General features: G+C 52.1%; 16 protein-coding genes. 5 read left to right on the forward strand and 11 right to left on the reverse strand.

Annotated elements, in window-relative coordinates; translation table 11 throughout:
* The first annotated feature begins 10 nt into the window (after window positions 1-10).
* Window positions 11-964: a GGDEF domain-containing protein gene (locus tag DYA43_RS19300; protein WP_020329033.1), complete on the forward strand. Its 954-nt coding sequence runs from the start codon at window positions 11-13 to the stop codon at window positions 962-964.
* 56 nt (window positions 965-1,020) lie between these two features.
* Here the strand turns inward: DYA43_RS19300 and hemB are convergent, their stop codons facing one another.
* The 6 genes from hemB to DYA43_RS19330 all read right to left on the reverse strand — a co-directional run bounded on the left by hemB (window position 1,021) and on the right by DYA43_RS19330 (window position 6,672).
* Window positions 1,021-2,007 (reverse strand): porphobilinogen synthase, encoded by a 987-nt coding sequence (hemB, locus tag DYA43_RS19305; protein ID WP_061055411.1) that lies wholly within the window; start codon window positions 2,005-2,007, stop codon window positions 1,021-1,023.
* 295 nt (window positions 2,008-2,302) lie between these two features.
* Entirely contained in the window at window positions 2,303-2,518 is a 216-nt protein-coding gene (locus DYA43_RS19310; protein ID WP_081035119.1) for a hypothetical protein, read from the reverse strand.
* Between the two features lie 52 nt (window positions 2,519-2,570).
* The gene (groL, locus tag DYA43_RS19315) at window positions 2,571-4,163 is read right to left on the reverse strand and encodes a chaperonin GroEL (protein WP_061055412.1); all 1,593 of its coding nucleotides are present in this window, start codon (window positions 4,161-4,163) and stop codon (window positions 2,571-2,573) included.
* A 30-nt stretch (window positions 4,164-4,193) separates the two neighbouring features.
* On the reverse strand, window positions 4,194-4,484 hold the full coding sequence (locus tag DYA43_RS19320; RefSeq protein WP_020429407.1) for a co-chaperone GroES: 291 nt from the start codon (window positions 4,482-4,484) through the stop codon (window positions 4,194-4,196).
* Window positions 4,485-4,750: 266 nt separating this feature from the next.
* Window positions 4,751-6,100 carry a magnesium transporter gene (locus DYA43_RS19325; protein WP_020329038.1) on the reverse strand — a complete coding sequence of 450 codons (1,350 nt, stop codon included), beginning with the start codon at window positions 6,098-6,100 and terminating at the stop codon, window positions 4,751-4,753.
* Complete coding sequence (locus DYA43_RS19330) at window positions 6,097-6,672, reverse strand: mechanosensitive ion channel domain-containing protein (protein WP_020329039.1); 576 nt, start codon at window positions 6,670-6,672, stop codon at window positions 6,097-6,099. Before DYA43_RS19330 ends, DYA43_RS19325 begins: the two co-directional genes overlap by 4 nt.
* Before the next feature lie 321 nt (window positions 6,673-6,993).
* On the opposite strand from DYA43_RS19330, the gene DYA43_RS19335 reads away from it, so the two are divergent.
* Window positions 6,994-9,351: a methyl-accepting chemotaxis protein gene (locus DYA43_RS19335; RefSeq protein ID WP_061055413.1), complete on the forward strand. Its 2,358-nt coding sequence runs from the start codon at window positions 6,994-6,996 to the stop codon at window positions 9,349-9,351.
* Between the two features lie 20 nt (window positions 9,352-9,371).
* Here DYA43_RS19335 and DYA43_RS19340 read toward each other — a convergent pair whose 3' ends face one another.
* The 4 genes from DYA43_RS19340 to proV form a co-directional block, all read right to left on the reverse strand.
* Complete coding sequence (locus tag DYA43_RS19340) at window positions 9,372-9,860, reverse strand: MarR family winged helix-turn-helix transcriptional regulator (protein ID WP_020329041.1); 489 nt, start codon at window positions 9,858-9,860, stop codon at window positions 9,372-9,374.
* Window positions 9,861-9,921: 61 nt separating this feature from the next.
* Window positions 9,922-10,926, reverse strand: coding sequence for a glycine betaine/L-proline ABC transporter substrate-binding protein ProX (gene proX / locus DYA43_RS19345; RefSeq protein ID WP_061055414.1), 1,005 nt, complete (start codon window positions 10,924-10,926; stop codon window positions 9,922-9,924).
* Window positions 10,923-12,029 carry a glycine betaine/L-proline ABC transporter permease ProW gene (proW, locus tag DYA43_RS19350; RefSeq protein WP_061055415.1) on the reverse strand — a complete coding sequence of 369 codons (1,107 nt, stop codon included), beginning with the start codon at window positions 12,027-12,029 and terminating at the stop codon, window positions 10,923-10,925. Before proW ends, proX begins: the two co-directional genes overlap by 4 nt.
* Window positions 12,030-12,081: 52 nt before the next feature.
* Window positions 12,082-13,269: a glycine betaine/L-proline ABC transporter ATP-binding protein ProV gene (gene proV / locus DYA43_RS19355; protein WP_061055416.1), complete on the reverse strand. Its 1,188-nt coding sequence runs from the start codon at window positions 13,267-13,269 to the stop codon at window positions 12,082-12,084.
* Between the two features lie 306 nt (window positions 13,270-13,575).
* On the opposite strand from proV, the gene DYA43_RS19360 reads away from it, so the two are divergent.
* The 3 genes from DYA43_RS19360 (at window position 13,576) to speB (ending at window position 17,427) form a co-directional block, all read left to right on the forward strand.
* Window positions 13,576-14,412, forward strand: coding sequence for a TPR end-of-group domain-containing protein (locus tag DYA43_RS19360; protein WP_225869410.1), 837 nt, complete (start codon window positions 13,576-13,578; stop codon window positions 14,410-14,412).
* 177 nt (window positions 14,413-14,589) lie between these two features.
* Entirely contained in the window at window positions 14,590-16,500 is a 1,911-nt protein-coding gene (gene speA, locus DYA43_RS19365; protein ID WP_020329046.1) for an arginine decarboxylase, read from the forward strand.
* The gene (speB, locus tag DYA43_RS19370; protein ID WP_020329047.1) at window positions 16,501-17,427 is read left to right on the forward strand and encodes an agmatinase; all 927 of its coding nucleotides are present in this window, start codon (window positions 16,501-16,503) and stop codon (window positions 17,425-17,427) included.
* A 73-nt stretch (window positions 17,428-17,500) separates the two neighbouring features.
* On the opposite strand, the gene DYA43_RS19375 is transcribed toward speB, so the two are convergent.
* Window positions 17,501-17,968, reverse strand: coding sequence for an Lrp/AsnC family transcriptional regulator (locus DYA43_RS19375; protein WP_020329048.1), 468 nt, complete (start codon window positions 17,966-17,968; stop codon window positions 17,501-17,503).
* Window positions 17,969-18,004: the final 36 nt, after the last annotated feature.

Below are 18,004 nucleotides of genomic sequence, written 5' to 3' on the forward strand. Positions count from 1 at the left end.
AATCACGCCCATGGAAGAACAGCAAGATCGCATTCAGCAACTGGAACAACAGGTTGAGCAATTAACCCGTGAAAAGCAGCGCTTAGAAGAGAAGCTCAATGCCGCCCTTGATGGCACTGGGCTCTGCCTGTGGGAGCAACATGTGCCTACGGGGCGGTTGCGCATTTTCAACATGGAGTGGGGCAAGATGCTTGGCTTTCAGCCCAATGAACTGGAAGCAAATCTTGATACCTGGAAAAGCAAGCTGCATCCGGACGATTATGATCTGGCGGTCGGCGCGTTTGAAGATCACCTGCATGGCCGCGCTGATACTTATCAGGTGGTGCATCGCATGCTGCACAAAGATGGCAGCCATAGCTGGGTGTCGGACCGTGGGCGGATTGTCGAATACGCTGCGGATGGTTCGCCGCTGCGTATCATGGGCACTCACATCGACATCACTAACGAAAAGCGTTATGAGCAGGAGCTATCGCGTCTGGCGCGTCAGGATCCGCTGACCAATTTGCTTAATCGCAAAGCACTGCAAAGTGAGTTTAACCGCATCAATCACTCCGAATCCGATTCGCTGGCGGCGATGGTGTTTATCGACGTCGACAACTTCAAGACGGTCAACGATCATCTTGGCCATAAAGCGGGCGATGCGGTACTGGTGGTGGTGGCCGAATGGCTAAAACGGTTTGCGCCGCCACAGTCGGTGATAGCGCGCCTCGGTGGCGACGAGTTTGTTCTGCTGTGCGAAAAAGAAGAAACGAAGGCGCTGAATACGTTTACCGACCAGTTGCTGACTCATGCCGCAGAACCTGTCGTGCTGGAAAACGGTAAGGCGCACATCGGTTTTAGTATCGGCGTGTGTGAATTTGTGCCGGGGCAGCATGACTTTGAAACCCTCTATGAACGGGCAGACGAAGCCATGTATCAAGTGAAGCGCAGCGGTAAGAATGGCGTTCGGTTGGTCAGAACCTAAACGCTACTATCCAAAAATTGCCCGTAACAGTGACGGGCAATCGGTTTATGGCGAAATTATTTACTCAGCCACTGCGCCAGCTCTTTCGCGTAGTAGGTGACAATCACACTCGCACCAGCGCGTTTAAAGCCAATCATGGTTTCCAGCACTGCGCGTTTCTCATCCAGCAGGCCGGCTTGCGCTGCCGTTTTCAAAATTGCGTACTCACCGCTGACCTGATACACCGCCAGTGGCAGGCGTGTGTTATCACTAAGCGACTTCAGCACATCCAGATACGGTGTGCCGGGTTTGACCATCAGAATGTCTGCGCCTTCTTCTTCATCCAATGCAGCTTCAACCAATGCCTGACGACCATTGTGCGGATCGGCTTGATAGGTATCACGGTTACCTTCCAACGTACATTCCACCGCTGAGCGGAACGGACCATAGAATGCAGAGGCGAATTTGATCGCGTGCGCCATGATGCTCACGTTCGGGAAACCTGCGGCGTCCAGACCGCGACGAATCGCCCCGACCTGGCCATCCATCATCGCTGAGGGAGCCAACATATCCGCACCGGCTCTGGCGGCAGCCACGGACTGTTTCACCAGATTTTCGACCGTTTTATCGTTATCGACATAACCTTCGTGCACCACACCACAATGGCCGTGAGTGGTGTACTCACAAAAACAGATATCGGGAATCACAATCATGTCTGGGCAGGCGGTTTTGATGGCTTTGATCATGCGGCTCAGCAAGCCGTTGTCGTGCCAGGTATCAGAGCCACATTCGTCTTTGTGATGAGAAATACCAAACGGCATCACATAGCGAATCCCCAGTTCGTACAGTGCGATCACTTCGTCGGCGATATGGGATTCCGGAATACGTTGGACGCCCGGCAGCGCGTCGATCGCCACCGGCGCTTCGATGCCTTCTTCGACAAAAATCGGTTGAATCAAATCGCTCTTGCTTAGTTGGGTTTCCTGCACCATGTGGCGAATGTGCTGATGCGCGCGCAGGCGGCGTGGACGTTTCATTAACGGTTGATGAGACTGACTTTCCATTGGAGACACCTTCTTTCTTAGAATCTGGAATATGCCAATAGCCACAGCGCCTGAGAGGCGGGAGTCCTTCGGCGGCATTGAGCGTGTCTTCATGACGGATTGGCAACAAGGAGTGCTTGAGAGGCAACGAGGTTGCAGAAAGCTCGACCATAATGAACCTCTGTCCGCGTAATGTGTAGTGTTATATGGATATTGAATGGGAGCTTTCGATTTATTCTTGTTGTGAATTTTTCAGGTTTACTGGAGCCAGTGAACGAGTAAAAGCGGCCAGCTTAATGCTGGCCGTGTCCAATCATCAGTGAAGCGTCGGGTTTAGCAGCTCGGCAAGTTTGCTTAGATCGAACGTCACCACCCAGACGTTTGCTTTGGGTTGTGGTACTTGGGCCTGCGGCAGCGAGAATATCGCGTCGCGGCAAACCCGGGGGAAATTTTGTACCACAGGCCAGTTAGGGCTGGATGGTCCCGCGGCAGATTCGGCAATTTCTAAATGCAAAGCTGGATAACGTTTCATCTTCACCTCACGTCATTGAGGGTGAGGATTCACCCTCAATGCATTGGGCCGATTAAGCGGCGTTCTCTTTTGGCGCGTCAGTCACCATCGCTTCGGTGGTGATCATCAGGCCAGCCACACTAGCGGCATATTGCAGTGCAGAGCGAGTGACTTTCGCCGGGTCAAGAATACCCAACTCAATCATGTTGCCATATTCGCCAGTCGCTGCGTTGTAGCCGTAGTGTTCATCGCCCGCTTTCACGGCATTGGCCACCACAGAACCTTCGTCACCCGCGTTGATGGCGATTTGACGCAATGGCTCTTCCATCGCACGCAACGCAACGCGAATACCGACATTCTGGTCATCGTTGTCGCCTTTCAGATCCTTCAGTTCATTGGCGATCTTAATCAGTGCCACGCCGCCGCCAGCAACGATGCCTTCTTCGACGGCTGCGCGAGTGGCGTGCAACGCATCATCAACGCGGTCTTTCTTCTCTTTCATTTCGACTTCGGTTGCCGCACCAATCTTGATCACCGCGACACCGCCAGAGAGTTTGGCGATGCGCTGTTGCAGCTTGTCGCGATCGTATTGCGATGTGGTGTTGTCCAGCTGGTGCTGAATTTGTGCCACGCGATCTTTGATTGCACTTTCATCCGCTGCGCCATCCACAATGGTGGTGGTGTCTTTGCTGATGGTGACTTTTTTCGCGCTGCCGAGATCGTCCAGTGTTGCTTTCTCGAGTTCCAGGCCGATCTCTTCAGAGATCACGCGGCCTGCGGTGAGCACGGCAATGTCTTCCAGCATCGCTTTGCGGTTGTCACCAAAGCCCGGTGCTTTCACCGCAGCAGCTTTGACGATGCCGCGCATGCTGTTCACCACCAGCGTTGCCAGCGCTTCGCCCTCGACATCTTCGGCGATGATCAGCAGTGAGCGAGACGCTTTCGCGACGGCTTCCAGTACAGGAATCAACTCGCGAATGTTACTGATTTTCTTATCAACCAACAGGATGTATGGGTTATCCAGTTCCACGCTGCCGGAGTCGGTATTGTTGATGAAGTAGGGCGACAGATAACCACGGTCAAACTGCATGCCTTCAACGACGGAGAGCTCATTTTGCAGAGCCTGGCCTTCTTCCACGGTGATGACGCCGTTGCGGCCGACTTTTTCCATCGCCTCGGCAATGATTTCACCAATCGCCGCATCGCTGTTGGCCGAAATGCTGCCGACCTGAGTGATGGATTGTTTGTCGCTGCAAGGTTTGGCCATCTGGTGCAGTTTTTCTACCGAGGCTTCAACGGCTTTATCGATACCGCGTTTGAGATCCATCGGATTCATGCCTGCGGCAACGGCTTTCAAACCTTCGTTGATCAGCGACTGTGCCAGCACGGTTGCTGTGGTGGTGCCGTCTCCGGCTTCATCGTTGGCTTTGGAAGCGACCTGTTTGAGCATTTGTGCGCCCATGTTCTCGAACTTGTCTTCCAGTTCGATCTCCTTGGCCACGGAAACACCATCTTTGGTGATGGTTGGAGCGCCGAAAGATTTATCCAGTACCACATTGCGACCTTTCGGGCCCAGAGTTACCTTGACGGCGTTCGCCAGCAGGTTCACCCCGGTCAACATTTTTTGTCTAGCGTCGTTCGAGAATAAAACGTCTTTTGCTGTCATTGTGTATCTCCTTAAAAACTCACAACAAAATTATTCAACAATCGCTAATACGTCCGATTCAGACAGGATGAGATATTCACGCCCGTCCACTTTTTCGGTTTTCACGCCATAACCATCGTTAAAGATGATCTGGTCGTTCACTTTGACTTCCAGCGCAGCGCGTTCGCCACTGTCGAGCAGACGGCCTTTACCCACCGCCAGCACTTTGCCGCGGTTAGATTTTTGCGCAGATTTGGATGTCAGTACGATTCCGCCCTCAGATTTGTTTTCGACTTCGAGCCGTTCAACAATCAATTTGTCATGTAAAGGACGAATGTTCATTGGGAGTGCCTCCTACTTAAAATCGCTAAATCGAAAATAAAAGACAAACGTATTGGGTCGCGTATGGCTGGAAGTTCCAGCGCCTGAAAGGAGAGCGAACCCAGATACGGTGGGGCATCACTGCCGCTCGACCATATAAATAGGGTGAAAAAATCGAACTTCAAGAGGGAAAAAATAAATTTTTTAAAATTTTTTTTGCCTGAATGCCGAGTGAAGGATGGAAGAAGGGCAGATGAAAGCACGCCCCGCGAAGCAGGGCGTCAGGATTACAGCATGACCAGACTGGCGGTACCGAGGAAGGCGAAAAAGCCAACCACATCGGTCACGGTTGTCAGGATAACCGAACCGGCTAAAGCCGGGTCGAGCTTAAACTTATCGAGGATGATAGGGATCAGCACGCCAAACAGCGCGGCGGTAATGATGTTCACCACGATGGCCAGCGAGATGGTGAAGCCAATCAGGGTGGATTGGAACCAAAGACCGGCCACTCCGCCGATGATCAGCGCCCACAACACTCCGTTGATGGCACCGATGCCCACCTCGTTTTTCAACAGCGCAAAGCGGTTACCTGTGGTGACCTGATTGAGCGCCATGGCGCGAACCATCAGTGTCAGTGTTTGGCTGCCGGCAATACCGCCCATTGAAGCCACGATGGGCATCAACACTGCCAGTGCAACCACTTGGGAAATGACGTTCTCAAACAGACCGATGGTCATCGACGCCAGAATCGCCGTCAGCAGATTGATCCCGAGCCACACGCCGCGGCGCTTGGAACTGCGTACAATCGGCGCGAACAGGTCGTCGCCTTCATCCATACCGGTACCGGCCATCAAACGCGATTCGTAGATTTCACGCTGGGTGCCCAAAGCAAACTGCCAGTCGATTTCGCCAATGAGCGTGTCATCGTCGTTCACTACAGGCACCACAGGCAAGCTCGCGTGTTCCAGCGCTTCTACCGCATCGGAAAGTGATTGATGGGCGTTAATCAGCACCAAATCTTCTTTCTTCAGCTCTTTAAGCTGAGTTGTGCCTTCGGCTTGCAGAATATCCGTAAAAGCGACCACACCGCGGAATTTCTTCGCCTTGTTGATGAGGTAGATGTACTGCGGCGATTCGAGGTGATATTTGTCGAGCAGGATCTTGGCGCGATTCACGCTGATACTGAACGGCAGGGTATACAGCTTACGATCTGCCCAGTGGCCGATTTCGTTATCTTCAAACTCATTGGCCTGGTCGTAAAGTTCCAACTCGTCGCGGCTGATTAAGCGCAGCGCTTCACTGACAATCTCATCTGGCAGCGAGTCTTCCCACTCAATCAGCGACAGGTTGTCCAGTTTCGCCAGCGTCAGCTTCAGCTCAATTTCGGACAGCGCTTTGATGATCGACACACGCACATCGGCACGCATTTCGGTCAGCACGTCAATGTGCATTTCCAGCGGCAGGCTGCGCCACATGCGGACACGATCATCGACCGGGAACGCTTCCAGAATCAGCGCCAGTGAACCTTCATCCAGACCGTTGTCAACCATTTCGCCCAGCAGCGAGACCTGCTGGGCATCATCTTCCGCTTTCGCGAGCGCTTCGATTTGTTGGGATAAGTCCTGATACTCGCTCAACGTTTAACTCCAATTGGTAACTGTTTTTTCTCGGGTTTCTTCACGGCTTTTCCCGGGGCTTTGTTAAGCACAATCACCGGACGGACAATAAACAGGTTATTGGGGTAAAGAATGCGGTTGCCATCGACCGTTTCCAGAACCACGTTCAGAAACGTCATGTCGGTAATTCTGCCTTCGACAAAGTTGGCGCCATCCACCACGCGTACCCACAAACCGATTCGGCAGTAATTCTGCACGAAGAGGGTGAAAAACGAGGTGACATTGCTCAGCAGAGACCAACTGGCAAATAAGCCGACGCCCAGCAGTGCAAAAATGGAGGAACCGACCACCAATAACCCACGTAATTCAATGCCCCACAAGATCATAATGGCCATCAGCAGCATGATGAACAGCGCGGTTTTGATCAGCCAACGCGCCCGTTTGACGCGGTGCACATCGTCGCGGCCAATCACGGTCTTTTCAAACACACGAAGAGTGACCTTAGCCGCTTTAGGATAGATGAGCAGAATCAGCAGCGTTAACAGCCACTGATAATAATCTTGCATGACATTGAGTAAGGCGATGTAGTCCATAGCACATTGAGAAACAGGGTTTTGTTCAAAATAACTGAACTGTGATGAATTACAACCGTATTTCTGTGACAAAAAAGGCAAGCGCTGCTTTCCGCAGCAGCCTGATTACAAAATGGTTTACTCTGGAATCAGCTCTTCGTCTTAAGGCTCTTTTAAACGCACAACCTTGGTGCGATATCGATAGGATTAATAATAATTAGAACGAAGCAATCAAGTTCATATGTGATAAGTGTCACTAAACCATCGCCTGCTCTGCCTGCGCGGAGTGAATTGGGCTAAACCTTAGCATGAGCGGGAATCGATCATGCAAGGGATGGACGGATGAAATTACGCAGCAAAATGTTTATCAGCTATGTGGTGGTGGCGGTAGTGTTTACCGCGGTGAGTTGCATCGCATTGGGATGGTTGGTGTATAAAGACGCCTCAGAAGCATTGGCTACCTCCGCGAAAGAGCGTCTGGTTATTTCTCGTAATGAATCGGCCTCGCAGATTGAGCGTTATTTCGATACGGTCGCCTCACAGGCGCAGAATATGTCTCACGATCTGAGTATTCTGGCGGCAGTGAAAGGTTTTACTCAAGCCTTTATGGATTATCCCGTCCGTCCTGATGACAATGAAGCGCTGCGTAACTACTACCTCAATGAATTCGCGGGGCGTTACCACGACATCAACACCATCGACAGCATCAGCGCAGACAACTTGTTTGGCAAGGTGTCTGACCGTGCCAAAACGCTGCAAAACCAGTATATCGCACTCAACCCCAATCCTCTGGGCAGTAAAGATAAGCTGGTTTCAGGCGAGCAGGGCGGTGAGTACGATGCGCTGCATCAAACCTATCATCCCTATTTCACCGATTTTATTAAGAACTTTGGTTTTTACGACGTATTCCTGGTCGATGCGAAAAGCGGTTATGTGGTTTACAGCGCCTACAAAGAACTCGATTTCGCGACGTCACTTAAATCAGGCCCTTATAAAGACAGCGGCCTGGCGGATGCTTACCGCGGCGCAATGAAGCTCACTTCCGGCAGTTTCTTCACCGATTTCAAACCTTACACTCCTTCTTACGAAGCGCAGGCTGCGTTTGTCAGCGCGCCAATTCGTGATAACGGTGAAACCGTCGGTGTGTTGATCATGCAGATGCCGCTTGATGTGATTAACGGCATCATGACCCACAGCCAGAATTGGAAAAAGTCAGGTTTAGGTGAGTCGGGCGAAACCTATCTTGTGGGGAGTGATAAGCTGATGCGCTCTAATTCCCGCTTTGTGCTGGAAGATAAAGCGGGTTATCTGGCGCTGATGAAAGAGTTGGGCACCGATAGCGCGACACTGGCCAAAATGGACGCGCTCTCGACGTCGATTGGTTTGCAGTCCGTGAATTCGGACGCGGTGGCGAGAGGTTTAGCCGGCGAAACAGGCTTTGAACTGATACGAGATTACCGCAATATTCCGGTGCTTTCAGCTTACATGCCGCTGAATCTGCACGGTTTGCAGTGGGTACTGCTTAGTGAAATTGATGAGTCGGAAGCGATGACGTTTCTGACCACGCTGAAGTTGCACATCAAAAACTCGGTGCTGTTTATGCTGCTGCCCGCCATCCTGATTGGTCTTGGCATCGGCTGGATGATGTCGCGTTCGATTCTCGCTCCGCTCAATCACATGCTGCAAGCGGTTAAACAGCTGGGTTCGGGATCGGGCGATTTACGTTACCGACTGGAAGAGAAAGGTAACGATGAAGTGACGGAGCTGTCGCGCAGCTTTAACGCTTTTATCGATCACCTGGATGCCACGTTCTCGACGTTGCTTGGTTCGATAAAACGTATGGAGCCGATGTCGCAGGATGTGAACGATGTCAACGTGAAGCTGACCAAGGCGTCAAACTCGATGCATCATCAGTCGCAGCAGGTGCAGGATCAGATGACGCATTCTGCGGAAATCAGCCAACTGGTGAGTGGCGAACTGGAAGGGATTCAGCAGGCATCAGGGGCGACGGTGAAAGTACTGGGTTCCGGACGTGCATCGGTGGTTGAAACGGTGTCGCAAATGGATCAGCTCAGCAGCGATTTGTCGCTGGTGGCGCAGGCGGTAAGCAACCTCACTGTCGATGCAGAGAAAATTCGTCAGGTGATTGTGGTGATCAACGACATCGCCGAACAAACCAACCTGCTGGCGCTCAATGCTGCCATCGAAGCGGCGCGCGCTGGTGAACAGGGCCGGGGTTTTGCTGTGGTGGCTGATGAAGTGCGCAATCTGTCGGTCAAAACCCGCGCCTCGACCGACAGCGTCAGTGAACTGATTGGTGCCATCCGCACCAGTACTCAACGGGTTGAGAATGTGATGAGCGACAGTCTTGAATCGGCGACCGCGTGTGCTGAACGAGTCAACAACGCGCAGGATACTTGGCACCAGGTTGAAGAGGCGATTGCTAATATCTCATTGCATGTCGAGAAGATTGGCGGCGCGATCAGCGAGCAGGATCAGCAGTTGAATGTCGTCTCCAGTCACTTCTCGCACATGGATCAACAGTTCGATGTGATCCAGCAAGCAATAGAAGAGAGTGCGCTGATTGGGGAAGATATCGACAAGATGGGCACCAAGTTACAGTCATTCGCCAGCCTGTTCCAGGTGACGAACGACGACTTTGCTACTGCGCGCCGTGCAAAAGTGCGTAACGAAGGATAAGGTTCCTTATTCGCACTGTGTCAGGAGAGGTTGAACGGTTCCGTGTCGATAGCCAGTAGTAGCGGCTCGACCGCAACGTCAGCCTCCGGCGCATTCATCATGCGTGACAGGCGTTGCAGTGACGACAGCAGCAGCGTCTGCTCCCAGGCATCCAGCGCTTGAAATCGTTGAACAAAATCATCCTGCAACAATTGCGGTGCTTGTGACAAAATCTGTGCTCCCAAAGCCGTCAGTTTGGCGTGCACTTTACGTTTGTCGATGGTGTCACGCTCACGCACAACCAGTTCGCGTTTTTCCAAGCGATCGAGAATGCTGGTGGCCGTTGCCTGACTCATGTTGGTGGCGACGGACAGTTGACGAATCGTCATGCTTGGCGCGGCTTTGATGGCTCTCATGAGCAGCAACTGCGGGCTGGTGAGACCATAATCTTTGTTGAGCTTTTTAGAATGCAGATCGATGGCGCGAATGATCTGGCGAATTGAGACTAATACTTCCTCGTGAATATCCAAGTCATCCTCCGTGCGGAAAATGAGGCGGCGTGTTTGCAGCACACCGCCTTATCCGTAGTTATTATTGGGCGGCTTGTTTTGCAGTGGCGATCCAGGAATCAAACAGTTTCTGGTGCGCTTTGATCCAGCCGTTGGCATGCGCCTCGATGTCTTTTTCAGAGTTGTGTCCCTGACTCATCATCATATTTTCGGCACTGACATCATTGATGTTGAGTTTCATGATTTCAAACAGTTTGGCCGCGGCCGGGTTTTGCTCAGCAAATTGTTTGTTGGCGACGATTTTCATCGAGTTCATCTGGAAGCCATAGTTTTTGCCGTTTGGCAGCGTGGTATCGACATCTTTACGATCGCCCGGTAACGCTGAGAATGGCACTTCCAACCACACCACATCTTTACCCGGAACTAAAACGCCACTTACCCAGTAAGGTGTCCAGGTGTAGTACAAAATGGAGTCGCCTTTTTTGTAGCGCGAGATGGTATCAGCGATGATCGCCGCGTAGTTACCCTGATTGTGGGTGACAGTGTCACGTAAGCCAAAAGCATCCATCTGATGTTCAATCACGCTTTCACAACCCCACCCAGGGTTACAACCGGTCAAATCGGCTTTGCCATCGTCGTTGGCATCAAACAGTTTGGCGATTTTAGGATCTTTCAACTGATCAATATTGGTGATGTGATACTTATCGGCGGTCTTTTTATCAATCAGATAGCCCTGCGCGGCACCGGAAATGTAATCCCCTTTGCGATAGAATTTGTCGTCACCGCCGGCGGCGATGTACTTGCCTTCATGCAGTGGCGCCCAGTTCACCGCCAGATAAGTGGCATCTCCCTCGCTGATGGAGGTGTAGCCCACGTTGTAGTCGACTTCTTTGGTGGGTAGTACGGTGTAACCTAGCGCTTCCATCGCTTTGTTGACGATCAGCGTTTGGAACGTCTCTTCAGCCACTGTCGACTGAACAGGTTGCACTGTAATACCGTCACCCGGCAACTTGGCCCAAGCGGGGGCTGAGAGCGTTGCACCTGCCACAAGTCCTGTGGTGAGCATCGTCTTCCATGCTACGTTCATTTCTGTTCTCCTAGTTTTTTATTACCTTCGGTGTGTGTGAATTTCAGTTTCAGTTGATACACGAGTGAGGCGGGGCCTTTCTCGTACCAATGGGTTTTCTTATCTCGGCTATTCGCGCCGATGGTCTGAGTAATGCGGTCAAGCAGAATAGCTAAAATCACGATGCCCAAACCACCCACGGCGGCAAGTCCCATATCCAGTCGGCCAATGCCGCGCAGCACCATCTGACCTAAACCGCCTACGGCGATCATTGAAGCAATCACCACCATCGACAGTGACAGCATCAGTGTCTGGTTGACGCCCGCCATAATGGTTGGCATCGCCAGCGGCAATTGAATGCGATACAGCATCTGCTTCGGGCTGGCGCCAAATGCGTGGCCTGCTTCGATCAGTTCTTCCGGCACCTGCTGGATCCCCAAAATGGTCAGGCGCACAATCGGTGGCAGAGCGAAGATGATGGTCACGACCACGCCCGGTACATTACCGATACCAAACAACATGACGATAGGCACCAAGTAAACGAAGGCTGGGGTGGTTTGCATCGCATCGAGTATGGGTCTGACAATTTTGGCCGCGGTATCACTGCGCGCCAGCCAGATGCCGAGTGGCAAACCGATGAGCAGACAGAAAAAGACCGACGTCATTACCAGTGCCAGTGTGACCATGGCTTGGTCCCAGGCACCAATCAGGCCTATCACCAGCAACGAGCAAAATGACGCAATCCCCATGCGCGACCCCGCCAGTTGCCAGGCGAGCAAAAAGAGGATCAGCAGCATGATCGGGGCTGGCGTAGAGACCAGTGCGGTCTGAAATGAGCTGAGAATGAAATCGATCGGTAAGCGAATCGCCTGAAACACCGGGCGACCGTGGGTCACCAGCCAGTTGAGAGCGGTTTCCACCCAGCTATCAAAGGGCAGAATGGCGTCTTTGAAGGGGTGCATCCAATCAAAAGGGACGTCCGTTGGTGCGGTGTTGAGCCAGTCGTTGCCGGCGGTTGCCGCATCGCTACCTGTTGACCAAGGGTCGGCCGTGGTTGTCGTTTGTGCTGCAGCGCCCCACGGGTCTGCGGGTTGCGCCGCTGAAACCGTTGTTTCCGTTGTCATGATTCTTTCCTGTTTTCCAATAGGGTTTAACTACGCGCTTTCTGAGCGGTGGTTATTCGCGATCGAGTGTTTGTAACAAGCGGGTCTTAGTGATCACGCCGTAGTAGCGTCCGTCATCATCGACCACCGGCACGGAATAAGGCACTTGTGCGACCTGGCCAATTAAGTCTCCGACCGAAACGTCGGGCGAGATGGTGACGGTGTCTGCCAGCAGAGCGCTACTCAGGGAGCGTTGTTCACGTTTTGCCTCTTTGAGTGAATCGAGCGAGACAATACCGGTGTATTTGTTGGCGCGATCCACCACGATGCCGAACTCACGGTCGTTATCGAGCAGCATTTGCATGGCGGCTGCCGGACCGTCGTTGTCGTGCTTTTTGAACACGGCGGCGGGGTTCTTGCGGGCAATGTCTTTGGCACAGAACACACTGGCGACGTTCACGCCACGGAAGAAAGAGCTGACGTAGTCATTGGCGGGCTGATGCAGGATTTCATCGGGTGTGCCGACCTGAACCACCACACCATCTTGCATGATCGCAATCCGATCGCCGATGCGCATTGCTTCGTCCAAATCGTGGGAGATGAACACGATGGTCCGTTTGTCGTCATTTTGCAGACGAATCAGTTCATCCTGCATTTCGGTTCGAATTAGCGGGTCGAGGGCGGAGAAAGCCTCGTCCATCAGCAAAATGTCCGGATCGTTAGTCAGCGCACGCGCAAGACCGACCCGCTGTTTCATCCCGCCGGACAGCTCGTCCGGATAGGATTCGCAATAGGCATCGAGCCCAACGCGCTCCAGCGCCGCTTTTGCCGTCTGATGACGTTGCGCTTCCGGCACGCCAGCCAGTTCCAGACCAAACGCAGTGTTTTCAATCACGGTCATGTGCGGCATCAGCGCAAAGTTCTGAAACACCATCGAAATGTTTTGACGACGAACTTCTCGCAGCTCGTGATCGGAGATATGGGCGATATCGCTGCCTTTGAGCAGAACGCTGCCTCGGGTAGGCTCGATAAGACGATTGAGCAGCCGCACCAGAGTCGATTTTCCTGAGCCGGACAGACCCATGATGACGAAGATTTCCCCTTCGTTGATCGACAGTGATACGTCTTTAACCCCCACGGTCAGGCCGGTTTGCTCAAAAATCTGATCTTTATTGAGCCCTTGTTCGATGAGAGTAAAGGCGTCCTCGGGTGTCTCTCCAAACACTTTAAAGAGGTTCTTCACTTCAAGCATAGTTGACATCATTTACATCCTTTGTTGTCGTCTAATTGTTGAGACGATAAATTGCAAATATTAATAGTACACTAAACATTAATCTGACGATTATCAAGCTGCTATTACCGTTATCTATAGCGAATTTATGATTAATTTGTTGATTTTAATGAAAAATAAAAATAGCAAAAAATTCACATATAATTTGAGTTAGAATGTTTCGTATTGGTTTTAATATGGCAAGGCGAATTAGAAATACGTTGCCGTTGAGAAGAGACAAAAGAGGAGTGATACGTGCAGAAAATTTGGTTGGTAGTCGGAGGTTTGCTGACGATAGTGGCGGCAAATGTATGGGCGGCGTCGGAATCGCAAGGCGCAGATAAAACGCCGGCGTATTCAGAAACGGCGGTGCTCGATCGCCCTTTGATGGAGCGCTACATATTAGATGAATTGAAATCATTGCGTCAGGACCAACAAGACCTTGAGCGCAGAGTCACGGTGCAGATCACGGACCGTGAACTTGCGGTAGCGGACAAATCGATGAACTACGCCAACGTGACGGTAACCTATTTCTTCTACATCATTGCTGGCGTCGCGTCGTTAGTTGCGCTGGTGGGGTGGCAATCGCTGCGCGAGGTCAAACACAACACGCGTGAAATGGCCGACAAGCGGCTCAACAAAATTGCGATGGAATATGAGAAGAAATTTGTTGCGCTGGAGCGGGATCTGAAACGTAAGACACGCATCATCACCGAAAACAACCGCGAAATCGAAATCATCAACGAAATTCACAACTTATGGCTGCGCGCCCAAAGTGTGCAAACGGCGGATCAACGCATCGAAGTGTACGATGAAATTCTCAAAATTCGCCCGGGCGATTTGGAAGCGTTGACTTATAAAGCTGATGCGGCGATGGAAATCCGCGAGTACCACTGGGCGATGAGCCTGTGTAACCGAGTGTTGGAGCTGGATGAAAGCAATGGCCCGGCGCTGTACCAACGGGCGTGTGCGTATGCCCGTTTAGGGGCGGAAGAGCAGGCGTTGGAGGACATTCAGCGTGCGATTGATACCAGCCCGTCGCTACGTGATTTGGTTGCGGATGAAGCGGATTTTGAGTCTTTATACGGCAACAAAAAATTCGATCTTTTGGTCAGCGGTTCACAAACAGAATGAATGGTTTACACAGAAATTTGAAAAGTTATGTGTGATAACCAACACTTGTCCTAACGACAAATTATTATCATTAGACACACCCGGGGTTTTCACCGATAAAGCGCGTGACATCAAGGGTGTCAGGCGTGGTTTCGGTCCCGGAGCCACTACATTCTCTTTGTTCTTGCGAGATATGATGTGGAACAACAATCCAAATTAGACAGCGTTCGCGCTGATTACAACGTTCATTACTGGAGCCAGGGCTTCTTCGGCATTGATGATCACGGTGAAGTGTATGTGTCACCGAGAAAAGACGGTGCTCACCCAACGCAACTCAGTTCGATTGTAAAGCAGCTTGAAGCGCGTAATTTGAATTTGCCTGTGCTTGTACGTTTTCCGCAGATCCTGCACCAACGTGTGCACAACATCTGTGATGCCTTCAACCAGGCGATTGAAGAGTATGACTACCCGAACAAATATCTGTTGGTTTACCCAATCAAAGTAAACCAGCAAAAAGAAGTGGTTGACGAAATTCTGGCCAGCCAGGCTGAGTTGGAAACCAAACAGCTGGGTCTGGAAGCAGGTAGTAAGCCAGAGCTTCTGGCGGTGCTGGCGATGGCGCAGCAAGCGAGCTCAGTGATCGTATGTAACGGCTACAAAGACCGCGAATACATGCGCTTGGCACTGATCGGCGAAAAGCTGGGTCACAAAGTCTTTATCGTACTGGAGAAGCTGTCTGAGCTGGATCTGGTTCTGAAAGAAGCGAAGAGCCTCGGTGTGAAACCGCGTCTGGGCCTGCGTATTCGTCTGGCCTCTCAAGGCGCGGGCAAATGGCAGTCAAGCGGCGGCGAAAAGTCGAAATTCGGCTTGGCGGCGGCGCAGGTTCTGACGGTGATTGAACGTTTGAAAGCGGAACAACAGCTGGACGCGCTGCAACTGGTGCATTTCCACCTGGGTTCGCAAATGGCGAACATTCGCGACGTGCGTAACGGCGTGAACGAAGCAGCACGCTTCTACTGTGAACTGCGCGAACTGGGTGCTCAAATCCAGTATTTCGATGTGGGCGGTGGTCTGGCGGTCGATTACGACGGCACACGCAGCCAGTCTTCGAACTCGATGAACTATGGCCTGCTGGAATACGCCCGCAACATCGTGAACACCGTGGGCGACATGTGTAACCTGTACAGTCAGCCAATGCCGACCATTATTTCTGAATCTGGCCGTTCGCTGACTGCGCACCACGCCGTGCTGATCACCAACGTGATTGGTGCCGAAGCGTACTCGCCAGAAGCGATCGAAGCGCCTGCGGAAGATGCACCACTGCTGATGCAGAACATGTGGCGCAGTTGGGAAACTCTGCGTGAAGGTACCGATGCGCGCGCGTTGATTGAGATTTACAACGATACACAAAGCGATCTGTCTGAAGCGCACAGTCTGTTTGCCACTGGCGTGATTAACCTTCAGCACCGTGCGTGGGTCGAGCAGCTATCACTGCGTATTTACCACGAACTGCGTTTGAAAATGAGCAATAAGAACCGCTTCCACCGTCCGATTCTGGACGAGTTGCAGGATCGTCTGGCAGACAAGTTCTTCGTGAACTTCTCGCTGTTCCAGTCGCTGCCGGATGCGTGGGGTATCGATCAGGTGTTCCCGGTGCTGCCATTGTCTGGTCTGGAAAAGGTGGAAGACCGCCGTGCAGTCATGCTGGATATTACTTGTGACTCAGACGGCGCTGTTGAGCAGTACGTTGAAGGTCAGGGTATTGAAACCACGCTGCCAGTACCAGCTTGGACAAACGATCAACCATACCTGATGGGTTTCTTCCTTGTCGGCGCATATCAGGAGATTCTGGGCGACATGCACAACCTGTTTGGCGATACGCACAGCGTCGTGGTGAACGTCACAGATAAAGGTGAATCCGATATTACGTTCATTAACGAAGGTGATACGGTCGAAGACATGATGCGTTACGTACATATTGATGTGGACGCGATTCGCACCAACTACCGCCAGCTGGTTAGCCAGCGTGTAGCGGCAGAGGAACAAGAGACCGTTCTGGCAGAGCTGGAACAGGGCTTGAGCGGTTATACCTATCTAGAGGATTTCTAAATGAATGATTTGTTTACTAAAACTGATTATTCACTGTATTCAAATGCGATGACGTTTGTGCGTCGTCCTTACGAACGCAACCCGATTGACACTGACGCCGATGTGGTGGTGCTGGGTGTGCCACTCGATATGGCGACATCAGGCCGTCCTGGTGCGCGTATGGGCCCGGACGCGATTCGTCGCGCGTCGGTGAACCTGGCGTGGGAAGGAAAAAAATTCCCTTGGGATTTTAACCTGTTCAAACGTATCAACGTGGTTGATGCGGGTGATTTGGTGTTTGACTGTGGTGACGCAGAAGATTTCACTTACCGTCTGGAAGCAGCGACGAATGAAATTCTGAAAAGCGGTAAAACCATGCTGGCTCTGGGCGGAGACCATTTCATCACTCTGCCAATCCTGCGTGCTTACGCGAAGCATCACGGTGAAATGGCGCTGATTCATTTTGACGCGCACACGGACACTTACGCGAACGGCAGTGCGTACGACCACGGCACCATGTTCTACCATGCGCCGAAAGAAGGCCTGATTTCACCAAAACACTCGGTGCAAGTCGGCATTCGTACCGAGTACAAGCAGGAAGGTCATGGCTTTAACGTGATCAACGCGATGCAGGCGAACGACATGTCAGTGGACGAAATCGTTGGTCAAATCAAACACATCGTGGGTGACAAGCCAGTCTATCTGACATTCGATATCGACTGTCTGGATCCTGCATTTGCCCCCGGTACAGGTACGCCAGTGTGTGGCGGTCTGACTTCAGACAAAATCCTGAAGATCATCCGTGGCCTGAAAGGCATCAACATGGTGGGTATGGATGTGGTAGAAGTCTCACCGCCGTACGACCAGAGCGATCTGACGTCACTGGCTGGCGCGACCATCGCACTGGAACTGTTGTATGTTTGGGCATCGAACAAAGCCGCCGAATAAATACAACCTGAATATGAAAACCGAGGCCATCGCCTCGGTTTTTTTATGTCTGTTTATTTCTCACTGACAAGATTTAGCTAAGCGGCACGTATAAGCTTCTCTTTGGCGTATCGAGCACCACATTGGTGTTGACGCGGCGTATCTGCGGGTAAAGCGCCATGATCTCTTCCATAAAGCCATCGTAGGCTTTGGCGTTGGGTGCAGTGATCACCAGCATCAGGTCGACACTGCCCGTGACATAAAACACCTGCTGAATGTGGCTCTGCTGCTCCGCCCAGCGACGAAACTTGCTCAACACCGCATAGTTATCCCGGTCGATTTCCAGCCCGGCGAGAAAGGTCATGGCGTGCGTCGTTACTGCCGGGTCGACAATCGCCACCTCCGCCTGAATCACGCCCTCTTCACGCAGTCGTTTGATGCGTCGCTGCACCGCAGACGGCGACAACCCGACCTGCTCAGCAATCAGGTCGCTGGCAAGACGACAGTTACGCTGCATCAGCTCAAGAATTTTGTGGTCAAAGGCATCCAGGGTCGGGGTCATACTCATCCTTGCGCGGCTGAGCCGCAAATCGCGCAC

This window comes from Vibrio fluvialis (assembly GCF_900460245.1).
Taxonomy (GTDB): domain Bacteria; phylum Pseudomonadota; class Gammaproteobacteria; order Enterobacterales; family Vibrionaceae; genus Vibrio; species Vibrio fluvialis.